The sequence below is a fragment of the Acinetobacter sp. Gutcm_16 genome, assembly GCF_028649355.1.
In the GTDB taxonomy this organism is placed as follows: domain Bacteria; phylum Pseudomonadota; class Gammaproteobacteria; order Pseudomonadales; family Moraxellaceae; genus Acinetobacter; species Acinetobacter johnsonii.
In genome coordinates, this window is sequence record NZ_JAQSUV010000018.1 from 88,848 (window position 1) to 109,944 (window position 21,097).

Below are 21,097 nucleotides of genomic sequence, written 5' to 3' on the forward strand. Positions count from 1 at the left end.
ATGATTCTTATTTTTTGTAGCATAGCTATTACATTGGAATTGTCGATGCTTAGATATATTTGTGTAGAAAAAATAAATGTAATAATGTAATGAATTTGATATAAATTTTTGATTTTTATTTAAATTGGAAAATTAGATTATGTTTTTATAATGTTATTGGAATTTAGAATCCATTATTTTTAAGCTAAGTTTGAAGGTGTTTCTCAAGTGAATATGTAGAAATTATGTTGGATCTATATTCGGTATGTACGAAGAAAACCCTGCCGGAGCAGGGTTTTGCATGTAGATTAGAACTTAAAGGTGGTACTTAGCTGAACGCGTCGTCCTTCTTGGGTGTTGCTATAACGATTGTAGTAGCCTGTCCCTATATTTTCATAATCATTGAAGTCTTTGTCAAAGACATTGTATAAAGCCACACCAACGTCCCAGTTATCATTAACGATAAAGTTTGAACCAATATGGAACAGTGTATATGCCTTATAATCTCCTAAAGCATCATAAACAGCTTGGTTAGCTGCAGTTAGATTCTCGTAATTTGACGTAAAACGTGCACGTTCACTACGATATTCACCACGTGCCCATAAATTGACGAAATCGGCAGCTTGCCATTTCAAAGAGGCGTTTGCCATATGCTTTGGTGTATCATTTAGAACAGGGTTATTAAGTTGTTTATCCTTAATTTCCGTCTCGGTCCAAGTATAATTGAGGCCTAGTTTCCAGTTTTCTGCAAACTCCCAATTTAGACCAGTTTCAATACCATAAACTTCAGCTTCTTCGGCATTGATTGGGCGCGTAACGTTCCACGTATCTGGAGCACCTCGGTTATAGTCCATTGTCCAAGGCGTTCCAACGGAAAGCATATAGTCTTCACATTGCTGTTTATTCGTATCAGTATTACAACGTAACTCAGCATTACCCGTCATAATTTTGTCTTCAATTTCACTAAAAAAACCTGTGATATTAAAGTCAAAATTAGAGTTATTCGTAAAATACGTACCTAGTTCTAAATTTTTACTGGTTTCAGGTTTTAAATCAGGATTACCGAAAACAGGTGTGCGGCCTTGACCACTAACATTATAAATACCTGTGGTTAGGCGTTCTAATCGAGGCGCTTTGTAGCCTTCAGAGTAGCCACCTTTAAATGTCCAGTTTTCATTTGCATTCCAGACTAAATAAGCGCGCGGCGTCCAAAAATCCCCAAAAGTATCATGATTGTCATAACGTAAACCCAAGGTTAATGCCAAACTATCATTAAGTGACCATGTATCTTCAGCGAATAGTCCTAATTGCTCAAAAGAAACTTCTTTTTGAACACGAAGTCCATCACGAATGCTTGCATCCCACCATTGCCCACCTAAAGTAATGTTATGACCATTAATATAATTAGTCGTAAACTTGGTATCGAAAATAGTATCTTCGCTTTCAAGCAAACGTGGTGTTATTGCCTGAGACATATTTTGCGCGCGAGCCGGAATTAAGCGACCTACAGTTTCTGTTTGAGTATTTGCAAGACTAGACTCAAGAGTGCCGATATTACTGCGCCATGTATGCGAAAGAATCATTTTTTCACGATTATATTCTTGGGACTTATCATAACCGCCGTTTGCACCTAAAGTGCCTAATTGTCCTTTAGAGTTGTCATACCATTGATCTGTCTGCTCATATTCCGCAGAAATATCATGTTGATCCGTTGGTGTTAAAGTTAAGCGAACACCAATATTTTCTAAGTCTGACTTGGTTGGGTTTTGTCCCTGAGTTAGTTCTGTTTCAGTACCTTCATCATCGCTACGAATTACGTTTGATTGATCTCGTTCAGCTTTGCGGCCCCTTAATTGAATACCAAGGAGGTTTGGAATAAGTGGACCAGTAACATATGCATCTACAGAGCGTTGATTCCCGAAATCAGAACTATTAGGGAGTAATGTTCCTTCTAAAGTGACTGCTCCAGTCCATTCATTTGAAACTTTTTTAGTAATAATATTGACTACACCACCGATGGCGTCAGAGCCATATAATGTTGATGCAGGGCCGCGTATGACTTCAATACGTTCAATCGCAGATATTGGAGGGATAAAACTGTTGTTTGATTCGCCAAATCCATTTGGAGTAATGTCACCAGTGCTGTTTTGACGGCGACCATCAATTAGAACGAGTGTATATTCTGAATCCATTCCACGAATACGAATATTCAGACCACCTGTTTTTCCTGCTGTGGGACTAATATCAACGCCTTCTATATCGCTTAAGGCATCGGCAATCGAATTAATACGTTTATTTTTTAAATCTTCTGCTGTAATGACCGTCATTGTAGCAGGTGCTTTTTTAATATCTTGTTCAAAACCTGCAGCTGAAACCACAATGGTGGAAAGCTGATGGGTAGAAGAATCTTCAGTTGTTGTTTCTGCGAAAACAGGAGTGGTGATTGCCCCAAGCAATGCCAATGAAAGAGGGTGTAGATTAAACTTACTCATAACTAGAGTTCCAATGATGGACGAGAAAAAAATTGAAAAAAACGATCAAAGTTGATGCAAATATTAATGGTAATATTTATCATTTGCAACAAAAAGCCATAAAAAATATAATACTTTGCGCTTAATCAGTAGCGATTTAAAAATATTCAAAATAAAAAACGATAAATGAAGAAAAAATATGTGGTTTCAATCGGGTGTTTTGTATATCGTTCAATGTTGTCATATAATGTGGCACTTTTTAAAATTGTTCTTACCAAAAGATTGAGGAAGCCATGCAAGTAACTTCTGAAGCGGTTTCGGGTGTTACCCGTCGTTTAAATGTATCTGTACCGACGAGCCGTGTTAACGAGCAGTTCGAAGCTCGCTTAAAACGCACTGCTAAAACTGTGAAGATCAACGGCTTCCGTCCAGGTAAAGTGCCAGTAAATGTTGTTCGTCGTGAATATGGCGCGGGTATCTACCAAGAAGTCGTAAGCGACATTATTCGTGACACAGTATTTGAAGCGATCCAACAAGAAAAAATCAATGCTGTTGGCATGCCAAACATTGAAAAATCTGAATTAAAAGACGACGCGCTTGTATACGAAGCGACTGTTGAAGTTTATCCAGAAGTTAACGTGAAATTTGATGGTTTAGAAGTTGAACGTAAAGCATCTGAAGTAAACGACAAAGATGTTGATCAAATGATCGAAAACCTTCAGAAGCAACGTGCTTCTTGGGCTGAAACGAAAGGCATGGCTAAAAAAGACATGCAAGTTACTTTCGACTTTGAAGGTTCAGTAGACGGTGAGAAGTTTGAAGGCGGTTCTGCAGAAGACTTTAAACTTGTTTTAGGTTCAGGTCGTATGATCCCTGGCTTCGAAGACGGCATCGTTGGTATGAAGAAAGGCGAAGAGAAAGTGATTGATGTAACTTTCCCTGAAGATTACCAAGCTGAAAACCTTGCTGGTAAATCAGCTCAATTCAAAATTACTGTGAAGCTTGTTGAAAAACAAAAACTTCCAGAAGTTGATGCTGAATTCCTTAAAATCTTTGGTCTAACTGAAGAAGAAGGCATTGAGAAGTTAAAAGCTGACGTTCGTAAAAACATGGAACGTGAAGTGAAAAATGGTTTGCGTAATCAAGTGAAAGGTGCAGCTTTTGATGCACTTGTAGCTGCAAACGAAGTTGAACTTCCTGCATCTATGGTTGCTCAAGAAGTTGACCGTCAACGTCAACAAATGATCCAACAGTTCACTCAGCAGTTTGGTGCTCAAGGTGCGAAAGCATTTGACTCAAGCATGCTTCCAGATGAATTATTCAAAGAACAAGCAGAAAAATCTGTAAAATTAGGCGTACTGGTAAGCAAAGTTTTAGCTGATGCTAAAATTGAAGTAGATCAAGCACGTGTTGATGCTTACATCGAAGACATGGCTTCTTCTTATGAAGATCCAGCTGAAGTGATCGAATACTTCAAAAATGACAAACAACAACGTTCGCAAATCGAAGCTGTTGTGTTAGAAGACCAAGTGGTTGATCACATCTTAGCGTCTGCTAAAGTAACGGATACTGCTGTAAGCTACGAAGACTTATTGAAAGAGCAACAAGCTCGTCAACAAGGCTAAGTTTAGCTAAAGTAAAAAAGGCGCTTTGAGCGCCTTTTTTATTGTGATCTGGGTTTGTAAAAGGCCTTGCGTTCACAAAGCTTATGCAAAAAATATCTGTTATTTACTTGGGAATATTTTGCATTTTCAGCAATTATCCCTCATATTGTGACTATGAGTTGAGTAACAAAAAATTTAGGAATAAGTAAACGTATGTATATTCCAACTATCGATAATGCCTTAGTTCCAATGGTTGTAGAACAGTCATCTCGCGGTGAACGTTCATTTGACATTTATTCACGTCTTTTGCGTGAACGCGTCATTTTTATGACTGGTGAAGTTGAAGATAACATGGCGAATTTGATTGTCGCGCAAATGTTGTTTTTAGAAGCGGAAAACCCAGATAAAGATATTCATCTTTACATTAACTCACCAGGTGGTTCGGTGACTGCGGGTATGGCGATTTACGATACCATGCAATTTATTAAACCAGATGTTGTGACCTATTGTATGGGGCAAGCAGCATCAATGGGTGCTTTCTTGCTGAATGCAGGTGCGAAAGGTAAACGTTATTGCCTTGAAAATGCACGTGTCATGATCCACCAACCGTTAGGCGGTTTCCGTGGTCAGGCATCTGATATTGAAATTCATGCACGTGAAATTCTGTTCATTAAAGAACGTTTAAACCGTTTAATGGCAGAGCACAGTGGTCAAGACTATGAAACTGTGGCACGTGATACTGACCGTGATAACTTTATGACAGCGCAAGCTGCAAAAGAATATGGTCTCGTGGACGAAGTGTTATCTAAACGTCCATAAGTTTTAAAAGTTTAGAATTGGAGTGAATATGTCCGAACATCCTCAAGGACAAAAGCATTGTTCATTTTGCGGTAAAACGCAGTCTGAAGTTGGGAAACTGATTGCAGGCGAGGACGCGTACATCTGTAATGAATGTGTGGACGTATGCTTAGACTTGGTGCAAACCAGTCAACAAGTTGAGTCGGGTGACTGGGCTGCAAAACCCTTGCCTAAACCTCACGAAATTCGTGCGGCACTAGATCAATATGTCATTGGTCAAGATGTGGCAAAGAAAACCTTGTCAGTTGCTGTCTATAACCACTATAAACGCCTTAAAGCGACGCATGGTGGACATAAAAACGATGATGCTGTTGAAATTGCGAAAAGTAATATCTTATTAGTAGGACCAACGGGTTCGGGTAAAACCTTGCTTGCGCAAACTATGGCCCGTCTTCTCGATGTTCCTTTTGCTATGGCTGATGCCACGACACTTACCGAAGCAGGCTATGTCGGTGAAGATGTTGAAAACATTGTACAAAAGCTTCTACAAAAAGCAGACTACGATGTAGAAAAAGCGCAAAAAGGTATTATCTATATCGATGAAATCGACAAGATTACCCGTAAGTCTGAAAACCCGTCGATCACGCGTGATGTGTCGGGTGAGGGCGTGCAACAAGCTTTACTGAAAATGATCGAAGGTACGGTTGCCTCTATTCCACCTCAAGGTGGTCGTAAGCATCCGCAGCAAGAATTCATTCAAATTGATACTTCAAATATCTTGTTCATCTGTGGTGGGGCATTCTCAGGTCTTGAGAAAATCGTACAACAGCGCCAAGAAAAAGGTGGAATCGGCTTCACGGCTGAAGTGAAGAAGAAAGATGAGGGCAAGAAATTGTCTGACTTGTTCCGTCAAGTTGAAGCGAACGATTTGGTGAAATTTGGTCTGATTCCAGAGTTTATTGGTCGTTTACCTGTAATTGCGACTTTGGAAGAGTTAGATGAAGAAGCCTTGATGCAAATTCTGACTGAACCGAAGAATGCACTGACACGTCAATATCAACATTTGTTTGATATGGAAAACGTTGATCTGGTTTTTGAAGACTCAGCACTGCGCGCTGTAGCGAAAAAAGCTTTGGATCGTAACACGGGTGCACGTGGCTTACGTTCTATTTTAGAAAATACGCTGCTTGAAACCATGTATGATTTACCAAGTCGTACCGATGTTGGCACAGTTGTGGTGAATGAAGACGTGATTAACGGTACGGCTGCACCATTATTTAAGCCAGAGCGTTTACCTAGAATCGAACAGAAAGATGCAGCTAAAGTTGATTTAAAAGTGATTAATTCAAAGTCCGCTTAAGCTGTTATTCATCTGAAACGTGTGAAAATCGAGTGTTTTCACACGTTTTTTTATATTCAAAAAAAAGAGGGAATGCTACTCTGCATCAATAGGCTGGGATGCCTAGATTAAAACTACAAATTCAGTATCAAAATAAAAATACGTCGTGAGGAATAGTCATGCGTGCAATGACGATTACGCTTTTAAGCAGTTTAATTTTATTGGGTTGTCATGGAAAAGCGACAGTTGAACAACCTGAATTAACATCAACCCTCAGTCATGAAGTTGATTTTGAACACGACCCAGGCATGATTGAGCAGTATCGTATTGGGGTGTTTAGCGTAGGTGGATGGGTCAATCAAAAATTAGGACAGCGATTTCAGCGTGTCCAACCCCAGCATGAACAAGCGGCGATGGTTTATCTGTATCGTCCAGACTCAAAATGGAATCGACAAGAAATTGTGGCATCGAGTTTATTTATCAATAAAGAACGTATTCCAAGCCTGCTGAACAATCATTATTATTGGGTCGAATTGCCCGCTGGGACTTATCGTTTATCGAGTAGTCGGCCTTTGGGTATTAACCATTTTCAAAAGCCGAAATATATCGATTTTAGCGTAGAAGCAGGGCAGTCTTATTTCATCAAGTACGATGAAGAGAACTTATCCACACGCCGTGATGTTTCGGGGCCTTTGGCGGTTATCCCTGAAAAAATTGCGATTCAAGAAATTGCATTTACCCAGTTAAAGTCGAACAGTTACAACTTTGTCGCGGAAGATCAACACACGGGTGAGTTACGAAAGAAAGCGCAAAAACTTAAACCTGCCAAATATGACCCAAGTGAAGATGTTCAGCTGATGAAGCCCTTTAAGCTGTGGAATCCTTTAACCTGGTAAGTAAGCTATTGTACTTTTTTTGCTTGTTCAAATAATGGTGTCAGGGTCTTTTCAATTTGACGATTCATTTCCAGCTGAATAGCCGGATCTTGCATCATTTCAGCAGACATGGCGATGCTATTACGCATGATTTCACTCATCATTTTACTGCTTTTTTTATTGATAGACTGGCCTAGAGGCGTTTCGAGGAACTGAATGTTGGCCAACACTTCCTCTTCGGTAAAGGTCTGCATATAGACATTTTTAAGCATTTGCATAAATTTTGGATCTGAAATCAATTTACTGCTAAATGATGCCGTGATTTCAGCGATTTGCTTGGCTGCTTTTTGTTGTTCGGCATTGAGTGTTGAGGTTTTAAAAATATTCTTAATAATTTCTTCGGCTTGCTGGTCATAAACGGGGCGCATTTCTTGCTGAGACTGTGCTAATGTGCCTTTAATATCGCCCAGTTTGAGCGCCTTTTCTACCGATGCTTCGGTCGCGGGTTTGGCAAAAGAAACTGTGCTGAGGACACATAAGGTAATACCGCAAAGCATGTGATTTAATTTTTTCATTGTTGGTCTATATCTTTTGATTAAGTCTATAAAAGTAGGTAAAAAAATACCCTTAACATGACCTTAGCATGTTAAGGGTATCCAAAAAAGTAAAACTTAAGTTTTAGCCCGCTGCAGCATCAACTACTGGAATTTTACCAATTTTCGCTTGCCAGATTTTTGGTGCTGTTGCGTGAATAGATGTGCCATTCACATCAACTGCTACCGATACAGGCATGTCTTTCACTACAAATTTGTAAATCGCTTCCATACCTAAGTCAGCAAAAGCAACCACTTCAGCTTCACGAATCGCTTTAGACACAAGGTAAGCTGCGCCGCCTACTGCCATCAAATAAGTCGCTTTGTTGTCTTTAATTGCTTCAACCGCTGCAGGGCCACGGTCCGCTTTACCGATCATGCCGAACATACCTGTTGCTTCAAGTACTTGGCGTGTGAACTTGTCCATACGTGTTGCTGTTGTTGGGCCAGCAGGACCAACCACTTCATCACCGACTGGATCTACAGGGCCAACGTAGTAGATAAATTTACCTTTAAGGTCAACTGGGAGCTCTTCACCATTGTTCAACATGTCAACCATACGTTTGTGCGCAGCGTCACGACCCGTATAAATTGTACCGTTAAGCAATAATGTATCGCCTGGTTGCCATGCGTTCATTTCTTCTTGAGTAATCGTATCTAGGTCAACACGTTTAGAAGTTGAAGAATCCCAAGTGACTGATGGATAGTCTTCAAGTTTAGGTGCTTGAATGTGTGCAACACCTGTACCATCAAGTTGGAAGTGTGCGTGACGAGTCGCTGCACAGTTTGGAATCATGCCCACTGGTTTGCCCGCAGCGTGACATGGGTAATCTTTAATTTTAATGTCTAGAACTGTGGTTAAGCCACCTAGGCCTTGCGCGCCAATACCCAATGCATTTACTTTTTCGAAGATTTCCATACGAAGTTCTTCGATTTTATTTTCAGGGCCACGACGAAGCAATTCGTCCATGTTGATTTCTTCCATGAGCGATTCTTTTGCAAGCATCATGGCTTTTTCAGCAGTACCACCAATACCAATACCCAACATACCTGGTGGACACCAGCCTGCACCCATGGTTGGAACAGTTTTTAGTACCCAATCCACGATTGAATCAGATGGATTTAACATAGCCAGTTTAGATTTGTTTTCTGAACCGCCACCTTTTGCCGCAACGGTAATATCCACTTTGTTGCCTGGAACAAGTTTGTGGTAGATCACAGCAGGGGTGTTGTCTTTGGTATTTTTACGACCAAAAGCTGGGTCAGCCAATACAGAAGCACGCAATACGTTTGAGTTTTCTAAGTAACCTTGACGTACGCCTTCGTTGATTGCATCGTCTAAGCTCATAGTTAAATCAAATTTAACATCCATGCCCACTTCAACAAATACGTTGACGATACCTGTATCTTGACAGATCGGGCGGTGACCCTCTGCGCACATACGCGAGTTAATTAAGATTTGTGCAATGGCGTCTTTCGCAGCTTTGTTTTCTTCACGATCGTACGCACGGCTCATCGCTTGGATAAAGTCTTGTGGGTGATAGTACGAAATGAATTGAAGCGCGTCCTTGACCGATGTGATCAAATCATCTTGCTTGATAATAGTGGTCATACAAATATCTCTTGAGCGGGCTGATAGCTAGCGGGCTAAATTATAAGACAAAATGCCGAGGTTGTGGATGTTTTGCGAAGCCTTTGGGCGAAAGTTTAATAGTTGAACAAAATTGATGAGAAAATGAGGTTATAAACGGTGGTAAATATGACAAAAATATCTAAATTTAATGAAATATTTCATGTCTAAATTTGGATTATGAATATGATTTATTGCTTAAGTTATTGAATATATTGGAAAAATAATAATATTGAAATATGACAACACTGTCATAAAGTTGTCATAAAACTTTAGCATAATGCATTCATCAAACAATAGGACATCGAGCATGTTGACAGGTTTAGTGATGGCTGCGGGCTTTTGTGTATATATCGCAGCGACTTGGATGTACGGTCAAAAAGAAGATCAGGCTTAAGCTTTATCTTCTTTTTTTGTTTTAAGCTTTCTTCAAATCTTCAAATCTTCAAATCTTCAAATCTTCAAATCTTCAAATCTTCAAATCTTCAAATCTTCAAATCTTCAAATCTTCAAATCTTCAAATCTTCAAATCTTCAACTAGCTAAAAATTGTTTAACGCCTTAAGATTCCAGTTTCAAATCTTAAAAAATAAAATGAAATACTATTCCTCGACTTCAGCCTTGCTATTTATCGGATGCTTTTTCTTGTGGTCTATTTTCCTGTTTTATTTAATGGCTCAAAAGCATGCAGGCAATGTCATTGTCGAAGATATATTTAAATTTAATTTTTACTGCATGATGCTTGCAATGTTGCCTTTGCTTTTGAAAAAAGCTCCGCCAAAAAACGATGTCGAGATGACGATTTTTGAAGAAAAGCAACATATGGAAATGCGCCATCAAGTCCTGAGCCAATCTGCTCAAGAGCGTCGGAAAGCTTATTTGATGAGTGCTTTTTTCGGTTTTTTAATGTCGAGTTTAATGATGAGCTTTATTTTGATGTTAGATAAATAAGCTGAATGTGAGTTTATCCGATCTAATTTTTCTCACTTTTCCGCATTTGGGATGGAGAGTAGCCGAAGTGCTTTTTAAAGCGATGGCTAAAATGACTGCTGGAGCTAAATCCATATTGTTCCGAAATGTCTGTCATATTAGCAGTCGTCTGCTGTAGAGCTTGGTGTGCCAGTTCAAGTCGACGTTGCATCACATATTGGTGCGGTGGCATGTGCATGGATTGCTTAAACATATGGGCAAAATGATATTCACTGAGCTGAGTTTGTTCAGCCAAATCTGATAAGGTCAAGCTTTGCTGAATATGCTGATCAATCCACTCTAATAACTGTTTCAGGGTATATGGGGACAGCCCACCTTTGACTTCAGGGACTTGCCATTCGGTATGGCTATAATTTTTAATCAAATGGTTGAGCAGAAGCGTTGTGGCAGTACTCATCTGCAAGTGATTTTCCCTGTTTTGCCAAGCCCCATTGAGTAAAAAGTGTCGATAGATCATAGCGATCTGTGGGTCGGCCACGAAACTTTGTGGATTTAAAATAATTTGGCTTGGCTCACGATCCCAGACCTGTTCGGCGACGCGTTGTAGGTGTTTTTCAGTATAGTACAGATGCACAAAAGTCAGTGGGTCGCGCAGATCCCAGGTCGACTCAAAATTTTGTGGCATCAAGCACATATGATCTGGCCCACCGCCATTATGCCAACCTTGAGCTGTCTTTTGGTAACTGTGATATCCACCTTGAATATACATACTGAGTGTATGGTGGTTACTACAAACACTGACACGGTCTTGGTTGTTTTGCCACATGGCCAACTGCATGCCCGAACCCAGTTCGACCGAGTCGAGGAGTTGAGCTTTATGTTGTTGTAATTGATCTAGAATCTGATATTTCATCATCTATACGCAGTGCCGAATGGAAGAATGAGTGTAGGACTTTGATTTCATTTTGTCATCTATATCCGAAAATCAGTAAAAAACCACAAGTTCATGATAGTGACCACAAGAAGGTGCAAGAAATGAGAAACCTAAACCAAGCACAATAGCGTGAGTGGTTTGAGTTTGGGTTAAAGAGTATGAATGCGCTGTTATATGCTTTGGTGGTCGTGATTTGGGGAACGACATGGATTGCGATTAGTCTGCAGCAACAAAGTGGAATATCGACCAATGTAGCCGTGTTTTGGCGCTTCTTTATTTCGGCTCTAGTGTTGTTTACTTTTGTTGTGTTGTGCCGAAAACTACAAAAACTGGCTGTAAAAGATCATCTGTTTTGTATGTTACAAGCATGCTGTATTTTTGGTTTTAACTTTGTTTGTTTTTATTATGCGGTGCAATATATCAGCAGTGGTTTAGAGGCAGTTATTTTTTCGATGGCGGTCATTTTTAATACCCTCAACGCCAAACTGTTCTTTGGACAACAGGTATCTACCCGTTTTTATCCTGCGGTTTTGTTGGGTGGATTGGGGATTATTGCCTTGTTTTGGCATGATGTGGTGGGGAGTACCTTAAATAATCATACGCTGATGGGGATTGGCCTTTGTGTGTTAGGAACCTATGGTTTTTCACTGGGCAATATGATCAGTGCGCGCCATCAGAAAAACGGATTGGATATTTTTACCACCAATGCTTATGGCATGTTGTATGGTTCAATCTTGATGGCATTGATTGCTGGATTTAAACAAGACGAGTTTTTCCCCGCTATGGAATTCAGTGCGGTGAGTGCTTTATTGTATTTGGCTATTTTTGGTTCAGTGATTGGCTTTACCGCCTACTTCTATTTGGTTGGACGTATTGGTGCGGGTAAGGCAGCTTATAGTACTTTGTTATTTCCTTTGGTGGCTTTGGTGATTTCGACCATCTGGGAAGGGTATCAATGGCATATGAATGCGGTGATTGGGGTGATTTTGATTTTATGTGGTAATGCAATTTTCTTTATTCAAACGCCTAACTTTAGACTGAGTCAAATGTTGAAGCGAAGCTGAGTGATGAAGATCTAAAGACACTACAGTTTATAAAGCTCAGACACGAGATCTGGGCTTTTAAAGCTATACGCTGTTAGCTCTAGTGAATCAAAAATTTTCCTAAGCTACGGCTCAATATTTTGATTTTATAAACGCGAGTAATTCTTGGAATAGTGGATGCCAATCTGCGGTTGGTGACTCAAAAAGAGGGTGCCAAAAGAAATTAAACTCTAGCCCGCCATCATCATTGCATAAATGTGTCCAATGCTCTTTTATAGTTTCTGTGCTATGGCAGATAAATACATGCCAGTTAGGACCTTGTTCAGATGGATGATGTAAACCCAAATATGAGTGAATATGTGCAGAAGAAATCCCTGATTCTTCATAAAGCTCTCGCAAAGCTGCTTCTTCTAGTTCTTCATTCGTCTCAACTGTGCCTTTTACGATTTGAATACCTGCAATAGGATGTTTAAACACTAATATTTCTGTTCTTTGATTGATATCCCGCAATATCACAGGGACTACTTTTTTTATTAATGTCATTTTTAATTTTTATCAATTAGGTCGGTCATTATAGCAATTTAAAAGAATAGAACTTCGGCGAAATAAATTTATACAGCTTTACCGCTATGATCATTGGCTATACTGGACATAGTCGTATCTAGAGCTGTCAGGGAATTTTTCTACTGACAATAGCTTGAACCAAATCTGCATGAGCTCATCATGATGCTGTATTAGCTTTAATTCGAAGCGCTTCCATCTCCATTTCAACCATTTTCTGAGCATTTTTCCATTTCTCATTTAGCTCAGCAAACCTCTGTCGATCTGGTGAGTCCGATAAGATGATATTACCCATTTCGATTTGGAGATTATTTTCTTCTTTTAACCTTTCACGAGCTGCTGTGACTTCAGCACTTTTGAGTGTCACAGTATCGTATTTTTGATTCAGGTCATGAATTTGCGTAGTGGTTTGTTTAACAGCCGTCATAAGCGCATTCTTATTTCCGCTGTCTATCGCATACTGCATGCCCATAAAAGAATCTTGCGCCTTTTTTTGGGCTGTTTGAGATGCAGCTCCAAGAACGATGAGATCATATTTAATGTCTGCGGCATTATCTTGACTCAGATGTGAGGTGGTCTGCGGTGCAGTGCGAGCCGTAACATTGAGCTCAGCTGTTGATTTTGCTTGTTGTCGGGTGTTGTCTAATGCCCCAGTATTGAGTTGAGGATATATCATGCGTTGTAAGGCTCTCATTTCACTGATAGAGCTTTGTTGTATGACGCTAATTTTTGCTTCTAATCCAGTGATACGATCCATCTGTGGTGGGTTTTTAGTATTTTCTTGTGCGAGCTCAACTCCTAGAAGATGGACTTGCTTAAATTTCTCACGTAACGCAGCACCCTCTTGGCTTTTGAAGTTTGTTGCATCTAGTGCGGTATTAAACGCAAGAGAATGGGTTTTCAGTTGTTCTAGCAGGGCGGGGATGGTATCGACTTCTTTATTTTGACGAGCTGCTTTAAGCGCATCTTGTGCGTTCAAAATGGCTTGAGAGTTTTTATTCGAAATCTGATCTAGGGCATCAAGATCCGCTTTAATGTCAGCTGGATTGGCTGTACTTAAGTTTTTATATGCTGTGGTTGAGTCTGACGGTGTTTGGTGCTGCTTAGATTCATTACATGCTGTCAGTGAAAATGTTGTCATTATTAGAATTGGAAGCCATTTTTTATTCATTATGAGACCAATGATTTAGGATTTAATTATATCGCTTGAGTATATTTCTTAAGTTTCTGAAAAGTAAAGTCTTACTATTTTATCTGTGTTTGGGCTATGTTCGTAAATATATAGAAGTTAAGCTTCGGTCATACCGTTGAGCGCTATAGAATAAAAAAACCACCCAACTTTTCCGTTGGATGGTTTTGATCCGCTTAAATTACTTTACGCTGTTGCTTGCTGTTCTGCTTGAATTGCAGTGAGTGCAATCGTAAACACGATGTCATCCACCAAAGCCCCACGAGACAAATCATTTACAGGTTTGTTCAAACCTTGCAACATTGGGCCGACGCTTACCACATTGGCAGAGCGTTGCACGGCTTTATAGGTCGTATTGCCTGTGTTTAGGTCAGGGAAAATAAACACATTGGCACGACCTGCAACTTTAGAATCAGGTGCTTTCGAGCGTCCGACACTTTCAACCGATGCTGCATCGTACTGAAGCGGCCCATCAATCAACAGATCAGGACGGCGTTCTTTCGCTATACGTGTTGCCTCAGCGACTTTTTCAACTTCAGCTCCAGCACCAGAGGTACCTGTTGAGTATGAAATCATCGCAATACGTGGATCTAAACCGAAGGCCTTCGCTGAGTCAGCCGATTGAATCGCAATTTCAGCGAGCTCTTCGGCATTTGGGTCTGGGTTAATCGCGCAGTCCCCATACACATAGACTTCATCGGGTAACAGCATAAAGAACACGGAAGAGACCAGTGAGTACTCAGGCGCTGTTTTAATGAGTTGGAAGGCTGGGCGTACAGTATTGGCTGTGGTATGTATTGCACCTGAAACCAAACCATCGACCTGATCGAGTGCCAACATCATAGTACCAAGAACGACTGTGTCTTGCAGTTGTTCACGTGCTTGCAGCTCGTTCAGTTTGCCTTTACGCAATTCCACCATTTTTTCGACATAGTTTTCACGAATTAAATCTGGATCGATAATTTCTAAGTCATGTGGAAGCTCAATACCACGTGCTTTTGCCACTTCTACGACAGCTTCAGGTTTTGCCAATAAGAGACAGTGTGCAATGCCACGAGATTGGCAAATGGCCGCAGCTTGAACTGTACGTGGTTCATCGCCTTCAGGGAGGACAATGCGCTTCTTCGCGGCAATCGACTTTTGGACCAATTCATGGCGGAAAGCCGAAGGCGAGAGACGAGGTTGGTACGAGCCATTCAACATTACCTTTAGCCATTCTTCATTGATATGGCTCGATACAAAACGAGTGACTTGTTCAGCGCGTTCAGTATCATCGACAGGAATTTCATTGCTGAGATTGGCTAAGCTCTGCGCCGTGTCGAACGTGCTGAGCGCTGTATGTAAAATTGGTAAGCCTTGTTTAATCGCTGTTTGGCAGAATGCAAGCACTTGCTCATTTGGCGTATGGTGTTCAGTTAGGACCAAACCTGCCAGTGGAATACCGTTACTGCTGGCTAAGCTAGATGCCAAAAGTACATCGATACGATCTGATGCACTAATGATAAGTTCGCCTGCGACAAACTTATGTAGTTCATGCTCAATGTTTGATGCAATCAGACTGCTATGCAACACACGACGTTGGTTAGCATCGCCTTGATTGATCCATTCCGCCTGAATGTGTGAAGCCAAGTCTGACATACGCGGTACGCTGAGCGTGTTGCTAAATGGAACCAAGCCGATTACAGGGAGTTTGTCTGAACCGAGCTTTGGATGGGTTTTTTGGAGTTCAATAATAAATTTATTGGTATCGCTGATTAAACGCAGACTTGGGTCAAACGTCACTGGAATATGTGCTGAGTCATCGGGCAAGCCTTTGGTGCGCATCAATAACACACCCGCAGTTCGCTCAGAACTGGCACCGCCAAAATAGCGTAGCTGGCTATCGACTTTTTCAGCCGTCGCGCTTGGTTTATTAATGTCTGCATTACTGACAATAATAACTTTGGCATCGAGTGCTTGCGCAAGTTGTGCATTTAGTTCAGAGGCAAAAGAATCTCGGCTATTCGGGACTAAGCCTTCAACAATGATCAGGTCATGCTTACGCGCAATAGCACGATGCAAACGAACCGCATCTTCAAGTAGCTCATCATTTTCACCAGCACTGAGTTGTTGCAATATGGTGTGATAGCTAATCGGTTCAACAGTTTCATTTTTTGAAACATGGTGGTAGAGCGCTGTGGTACGGTCTGCACCTGTGGTGAGTTCTTGAGAAAAAGGTTTTAAAAAGCCAGCCTTAACCCCTTGGCATTCCAGCGCATAAACCAAACCCAGACAAGCGGATGTTAAGCCGACGCCTTCCCCAGTGGGCACAAGTAAAATCGTTTTCATATATTTATTCGTCATACAAGAATTTAAAACAGACTTGAGTGAATGTAACGACCGCTTAAGCGATCGCTACATTGTCTTCAGACTTTTTTGCAGCAGTTTGAATCACCTCATCGGCCACGGATGCAGTTTCTTTGGCAATACGGCCTTCTTCATCGGTCGGCACAACCCAAATTTGTGGGCCTGTACCTGCATCAATACGACCTTCGGTACCACGTTTTAAACTGTCATTGGCTTCTTTACTCAAGTTAAAACCAAAGTGTGGCAGGAAAGCGACTGTTTTTTCACGAATATATGCGGAGTTCTCACCAATACCACCCGTGAAGAACAAGCCATCAAGACGTGGTAGACCACAGCTCAGTGCAGCCAATGATTTTGCGAGGCGGTAACAGAACACTTCAATAGCTAAAGTCGCATCTTCATTGCCTTGTTCAGAGGCTTCAATCAAAGTACGCATGTCATTTGATAGATCAGACAGGCCAAGTAAGCCCGATTGGCTATTTAACATTTTATCAATTTTATAAATATCCCAACCTAAGTTGTTGGCAAGGAAACTATGTAAGCTTGGATCGACATCACCACTGCGTGTGCCCATCACGACACCTTCAAGTGGAGTTAAGCCCATTGAGGTGTCGACACTTTGTCCATTCCAAATTGCACAAGTAGAGCTACCATTACCCAAGTGTGCAGTTAACCAGCCCCCTTGTTTGAAGCTACCTGCCAGTTCTGACCCGCGTTCAGACACATAAGCATGGCTTGTACCGTGGAAGCCATAGCGACGGACATTGTGTTCAGTGTATAAAAATTTTGGCACAGCATAGCGATAAGCATGTGCAGGCATGGTTTGGTGGAATGCTGTATCAAATACCGCCACTTGTGGTAGTTCTGGGAATAAACGCATCGTGGCGTCAATCCCAACCAAGTGTGCAGGGTTGTGTAATGGAGCAAGTGGTGTTGCTGCACGAATGCGTTCGACAATTTCTTCTGTTAAAAGCTCAGCTTTGGTCAATGTACCGCCGTGTACTACGCGGTGACCAATGGCTTGAGGGTTATAATGTGAAAGGCGTTCTAAGATGGTTTCCAATGCTTTTTCATGATCGGCATGTGGAATAGACAATTCAAGGGGTTGACCACCCGCAGTAATGCCTTTGATACGAGCGTCAGCAGAACCTAAGTTCTCAGCTAAACCGAAAATACGATCTTCACGACGTTCAGAAACGAGCGCATATTTGATTGATGAAGATCCGCAGTTAATTACTAATACTGATGTAGACACGTTTTAATACCTGATTCTAATTGAATTATCCGTCCTAGAACTGATCTTCATGCAGTACGTTCTTATGCAATCTTGATCATTTTTTATGTTGTATCATGTGTATATTTTTAGTCCAAGATAGACTTTAGGTGATTAGACTTAAGCACTATCGACCGTCTGATGAATAATAATTAAAATTTATCGGTTCATGATTTTCATTTATTCATGAAATGATGCTGAATTATTCATCAGCTTCAACGCTATAAAAATAACATGCTATCTGCTGAAAAGAGCTGAATATATTGTGGCGTTCCTGTTTATTTTTGATATGTCATTTTAGATACACGCACAATCACATACGCAATCAACGTGACCATCAAAAAAGCATGATTTCCTCTAAATTTTAAGCATTCGAGTTGAAATGGCACTGATTAGGTTGGCAAACGCCTTTATGTAAAAAAAGGGATGTAAAGTCAAAACAACAGCCGATAGGGGATCAGTAAAATACGCGTGCATCTTATGATGATCATGCTTTTGTTTTGAGAGTGCTTGCAGAGGGCGTTCAGATATAAAAAATGTTCAGCCCTTTGGAAAGAGCTGAACATAGATATTTAAAATGTGTCGGATGAGTTATTGGCGAATTTGACCATCACCAAACACGATCCATTTTTGTGAAGTCAGGCCTTCTAAGCCGACTGGGCCACGGGCATGGATTTTATCCGTTGAGATGCCAATTTCTGCACCTAAGCCATATTCAAAACCATCGGCAAAACGGGTTGACGCATTGATCATGACCGAACTCGAATCCACAGCGGCCAAGAACTCACGAGCTAGAGAGTAGTTTTCTGTAATGATCGAATCGGTATGGTGTGAGCCGTATTTATTGATATGCTCAATCGCTTCTTCCATACCAGACACCACTTTCACTGCTAAAATTGGACCGAGGTATTCGGTGTACCAATCTTCTTCTGTCGCCGTTTTGACAGCAGCACCTAAAATGCGCTGAGTTTCAGCACAGCCGCGCAACTCCACTTGTTTTTCAGTGTAGAGCTCAGCGACACGCGGTAAAAACTCATCTGCGACTTTTTCATCGACCAGCAAAGTTTCCATTGCATTACATACGCCATAACGGTGAGTTTTTGCATTGAGCGCAATCGGTAGGGCTTTTTGTAGGTCAGCCTGTGCTTCAACATAAACGTGACAGTTCCCGTCCAAGTGTTTAATCACAGGGACACGGGCTTCATTGCTGATACGTTCAATCAGGCCTTTGCCTCCACGTGGAACAATTACATCGACAAATTCAGTGAGTGTAATCAGTTGCCCCACGGCTGCGCGGTCTGCGGTGTTAATCACTTGAACTGCATGTTCAGGTAAACCCGCCAGTTTTAAACCGCGTTGAATGGCTTCAGCAATGGCTTTATTGGATTCGAGGGCTTCAGAACCACCACGTAAAATAATGGCATTACCTGACTTTAGTGCTAAAGATGCGGCTTCTAAGGTCACATTTGGGCGAGACTCGTAAATCATGCCAACCACGCCTAAAGGAACGCGCATCTTACCAAGCTGGATTCCTGACGGACGATAGGCCATATCGGTGATTTCACCGACAGGATCTTTGAGGCCAATCACATCTTTTAAGCCTTGCAACATGCCTTTAAAGCGTGCGGGAGACAGTTCTAAGCGATCAAGTAAAGCACTGTCTAAGTTGTTGCTGTGCGCTTTGTTCATATCTGCTTGGTTTGCCGCTAAAATAGTGGGCTCACTGTTGACTAAAGCAGTATAAATAGCTGACAACGCATTGTTTTTAGTTTCGGTAGAAGCACGCGCCAAAATACGAGAAGCTTGACGTGCTTGCTGTCCTACCGTTTGCATATATTGTTCAATCGACTCTTGCATAGCGGTTTGATCACTTAGAAATTTCACAGAAGATAGTAACAGCCTAACACTCGACCGCATAGTCTCTACATGAAAAATCCAGTGTATAGGCGGACTTATACATATTTTGAAATTGTTTTTTATCTAAAACATGATGAGCGGTTACACAATCTGTTGCGTGTAAAACAGTGCTCTGTATAGAATGAATTTTAGGACATGAAGTCCTTGCATAATTATTACAACACTGAACACCCTGTTGTCGTTGACAGGCGTGATCGTGCATTTCTTGCAAAACAAAAAGTACAGGCAAGAGTAGAGGGAAGGAACATGAATTCTATGATTCAAAGGGATGCCGAGCTGGATGACGCGAATTTACGCTTAGGTTTTTTTGATGTTTACCATCGTAACAGCTTTAAAGAACCTGCACGAACCACATGGATTGAGGGTTGGAAAGTCGAATACATGGCGATTGCTCGGCCAGAGTCATTCCATCGTACGCCTATCGTGATTATCGGTGGGGCATTTCAAAACTTTAATTCCTACAAATATTGCGTTGAGCAACTGCTCGATGCCGGTCCGATTATCCTGATTGATCTGCCTTCAATGGGTGCCAATCAACAAATTCGTAATATCGATACAGGTTTGTCTGCGGGCACGTTAGAACTGGGTGATCTCGCGAAAATGCTCGGCGTTTGGTTAGATATTGAAGGATTAGACAAAGTTTCAGTGATGGGCATGTCACTGGGCTCAGTGGTGGCGTCTTGTCTGGCCGATCAACGACCGGAGCTCATTGACCGTATGATTTTAATGGGTGTGATGCAAAAGACCCGCAAAAGCTGGCGGATGTTGCTAGAAGAGTCGTTACACTTAATGCGTGAACAACGCATGGATGAGTTTGGTCAGGCCGTGATTTTGTATTTGGTCAATCATGCCAAAATGGATAAAACCAAAATGTCACCCACAGCCAAGCGTTTGTTCTTCAGACAGATGGCGGAGTTTACCGCAACAGAACAAGAGCGTTATGAAATCAACTGTAATCGTTTGCTTCGCCTCACCGATGTGCCGATTCCACAGTGCAAAGTTTTGGTGGCCTGTGGCCAATATGACAGTTTTACCTTGCCACATGAAAATGCCAACTTTGCGTTGCAATGTCCTGACATGGAATATGCGCAAATTGCCAATGCAGACCATGTGCCACAGCTACAACGCCGTAAAGAAACCATGCATTTGTTTGCGACGTTTCTGAAGGATGAATCCATTCAGCACTTAGACGGGATTATCCCCTTTAGTCGGGCACAAATGCTGGATATGGAGCGCCGCGGTGAAGAGCGGGTTCAGATTCAACACCCTGAAACTTTCTTAAGCTATCGACATTCAGACTTGGTGATTGCGACTGAAGTGGTGGACTTGAACTACTTTGGGGTGCTTTTACGCTTTGAGTCAGACTTAGCTGCTGTGGCGGCTAAATATCCGCGTGATTTGGCTTTGCACTTGAGCGATGAAGAAGGCGAGTTTCAGATTGAATGTTTAATTTTTGCCGAAGATGGGCTGTATATTCGTGCCTTATTTAAACATGGCAGTTTTGAACTCGCGGATCGACTGCTTCGCTTTGTGGGACGTCAGAAACAAGAACAGACTTTGCTCGAAGCCGTAAGTTAAGTGAAATTCAAAAATAAAAAAACAGCGTTTCATCGCTG

At 41.3% G+C, this 21,097-nt stretch carries 16 protein-coding genes; 7 read left to right on the plus strand and 9 right to left on the minus strand.

Features of this window, described 5'->3' with window-relative positions; all coding sequences use genetic code 11:
• Window positions 1–287: 287 nt before the first annotated feature.
• Window positions 288–2,471: a TonB-dependent receptor domain-containing protein gene (locus PTT44_RS03450; protein WP_273795535.1), complete on the minus strand. Its 2,184-nt coding sequence runs from the start codon at window positions 2,469–2,471 to the stop codon at window positions 288–290.
• Between the two features lie 272 nt (window positions 2,472–2,743).
• Here PTT44_RS03450 and tig point away from each other — a divergent pair, with 272 nt between their 5' ends.
• From tig to PTT44_RS03470, 4 genes are all read left to right on the plus strand, one after another.
• Entirely contained in the window at window positions 2,744–4,075 is a 1,332-nt protein-coding gene (gene tig / locus PTT44_RS03455) for a trigger factor (protein ID WP_004979052.1), read from the plus strand.
• Between the two features lie 192 nt (window positions 4,076–4,267).
• Window positions 4,268–4,873, plus strand: a complete 606-nt coding sequence (clpP, locus tag PTT44_RS03460; protein ID WP_004692427.1) for an ATP-dependent Clp endopeptidase proteolytic subunit ClpP — start codon at window positions 4,268–4,270, stop codon at window positions 4,871–4,873.
• Between the two features lie 28 nt (window positions 4,874–4,901).
• Complete coding sequence (gene clpX / locus PTT44_RS03465) at window positions 4,902–6,212, plus strand: ATP-dependent protease ATP-binding subunit ClpX (RefSeq protein WP_168157981.1); 1,311 nt, start codon at window positions 4,902–4,904, stop codon at window positions 6,210–6,212.
• Between the two features lie 158 nt (window positions 6,213–6,370).
• The gene (locus PTT44_RS03470; protein WP_010325895.1) at window positions 6,371–7,087 is read left to right on the plus strand and encodes a DUF2846 domain-containing protein; all 717 of its coding nucleotides are present in this window, start codon (window positions 6,371–6,373) and stop codon (window positions 7,085–7,087) included.
• Window positions 7,088–7,092: 5 nt separating this feature from the next.
• Here PTT44_RS03470 and PTT44_RS03475 read toward each other — a convergent pair whose 3' ends face one another.
• Both PTT44_RS03475 and PTT44_RS03480 read right to left on the minus strand, forming a co-directional pair.
• Window positions 7,093–7,641: a DUF2059 domain-containing protein gene (locus PTT44_RS03475; protein WP_168157980.1), complete on the minus strand. Its 549-nt coding sequence runs from the start codon at window positions 7,639–7,641 to the stop codon at window positions 7,093–7,095.
• A gap of 103 nt (window positions 7,642–7,744) precedes the next feature.
• Window positions 7,745–9,271, minus strand: coding sequence for a fumarate hydratase (locus PTT44_RS03480; RefSeq protein WP_004692421.1), 1,527 nt, complete (start codon window positions 9,269–9,271; stop codon window positions 7,745–7,747).
• A 662-nt stretch (window positions 9,272–9,933) separates the two neighbouring features.
• Here PTT44_RS03480 and PTT44_RS03485 point away from each other — a divergent pair.
• The gene (locus PTT44_RS03485) at window positions 9,934–10,239 is read left to right on the plus strand and encodes a hypothetical protein (RefSeq protein WP_004692420.1); all 306 of its coding nucleotides are present in this window, start codon (window positions 9,934–9,936) and stop codon (window positions 10,237–10,239) included.
• A gap of 22 nt (window positions 10,240–10,261) precedes the next feature.
• Here the strand turns inward: PTT44_RS03485 and PTT44_RS03490 are convergent, their stop codons facing one another.
• Window positions 10,262–11,131, minus strand: a complete 870-nt coding sequence (locus tag PTT44_RS03490) for a helix-turn-helix domain-containing protein (protein ID WP_168158292.1) — start codon at window positions 11,129–11,131, stop codon at window positions 10,262–10,264.
• A gap of 179 nt (window positions 11,132–11,310) precedes the next feature.
• Here PTT44_RS03490 and PTT44_RS03495 point away from each other — a divergent pair, with 179 nt between their 5' ends.
• A complete protein-coding gene (locus tag PTT44_RS03495) occupies window positions 11,311–12,216 on the plus strand; it encodes a DMT family transporter (RefSeq protein ID WP_168157979.1) in 906 nt (301 codons plus the stop codon).
• A gap of 111 nt (window positions 12,217–12,327) precedes the next feature.
• On the opposite strand, the gene PTT44_RS03500 is transcribed toward PTT44_RS03495, so the two are convergent.
• The 5 genes from PTT44_RS03500 to PTT44_RS03520 all read right to left on the minus strand — a co-directional run bounded on the left by PTT44_RS03500 (window position 12,328) and on the right by PTT44_RS03520 (window position 19,421).
• On the minus strand, window positions 12,328–12,738 hold the full coding sequence (locus PTT44_RS03500; protein ID WP_168157978.1) for an NUDIX domain-containing protein: 411 nt from the start codon (window positions 12,736–12,738) through the stop codon (window positions 12,328–12,330).
• A gap of 178 nt (window positions 12,739–12,916) precedes the next feature.
• On the minus strand, window positions 12,917–13,927 hold the full coding sequence (locus PTT44_RS03505) for a hypothetical protein (RefSeq protein WP_168157977.1): 1,011 nt from the start codon (window positions 13,925–13,927) through the stop codon (window positions 12,917–12,919).
• A gap of 204 nt (window positions 13,928–14,131) precedes the next feature.
• Window positions 14,132–16,273, minus strand: a complete 2,142-nt coding sequence (gene pta / locus PTT44_RS03510; protein WP_168157976.1) for a phosphate acetyltransferase — start codon at window positions 16,271–16,273, stop codon at window positions 14,132–14,134.
• A 55-nt stretch (window positions 16,274–16,328) separates the two neighbouring features.
• Window positions 16,329–17,546 (minus strand): acetate/propionate family kinase, encoded by a 1,218-nt coding sequence (locus PTT44_RS03515; protein WP_168157975.1) that lies wholly within the window; start codon window positions 17,544–17,546, stop codon window positions 16,329–16,331.
• Window positions 17,547–18,155: 609 nt separating this feature from the next.
• Window positions 18,156–19,421 carry a glutamate-5-semialdehyde dehydrogenase gene (locus PTT44_RS03520; RefSeq protein WP_168158291.1) on the minus strand — a complete coding sequence of 422 codons (1,266 nt, stop codon included), beginning with the start codon at window positions 19,419–19,421 and terminating at the stop codon, window positions 18,156–18,158.
• A 306-nt stretch (window positions 19,422–19,727) separates the two neighbouring features.
• Between PTT44_RS03520 and PTT44_RS03525 the strand changes: the two genes are divergently transcribed.
• Window positions 19,728–21,059, plus strand: coding sequence for an alpha/beta fold hydrolase (locus PTT44_RS03525; protein ID WP_168157974.1), 1,332 nt, complete (start codon window positions 19,728–19,730; stop codon window positions 21,057–21,059).
• Window positions 21,060–21,097 lie beyond the last annotated feature (38 nt).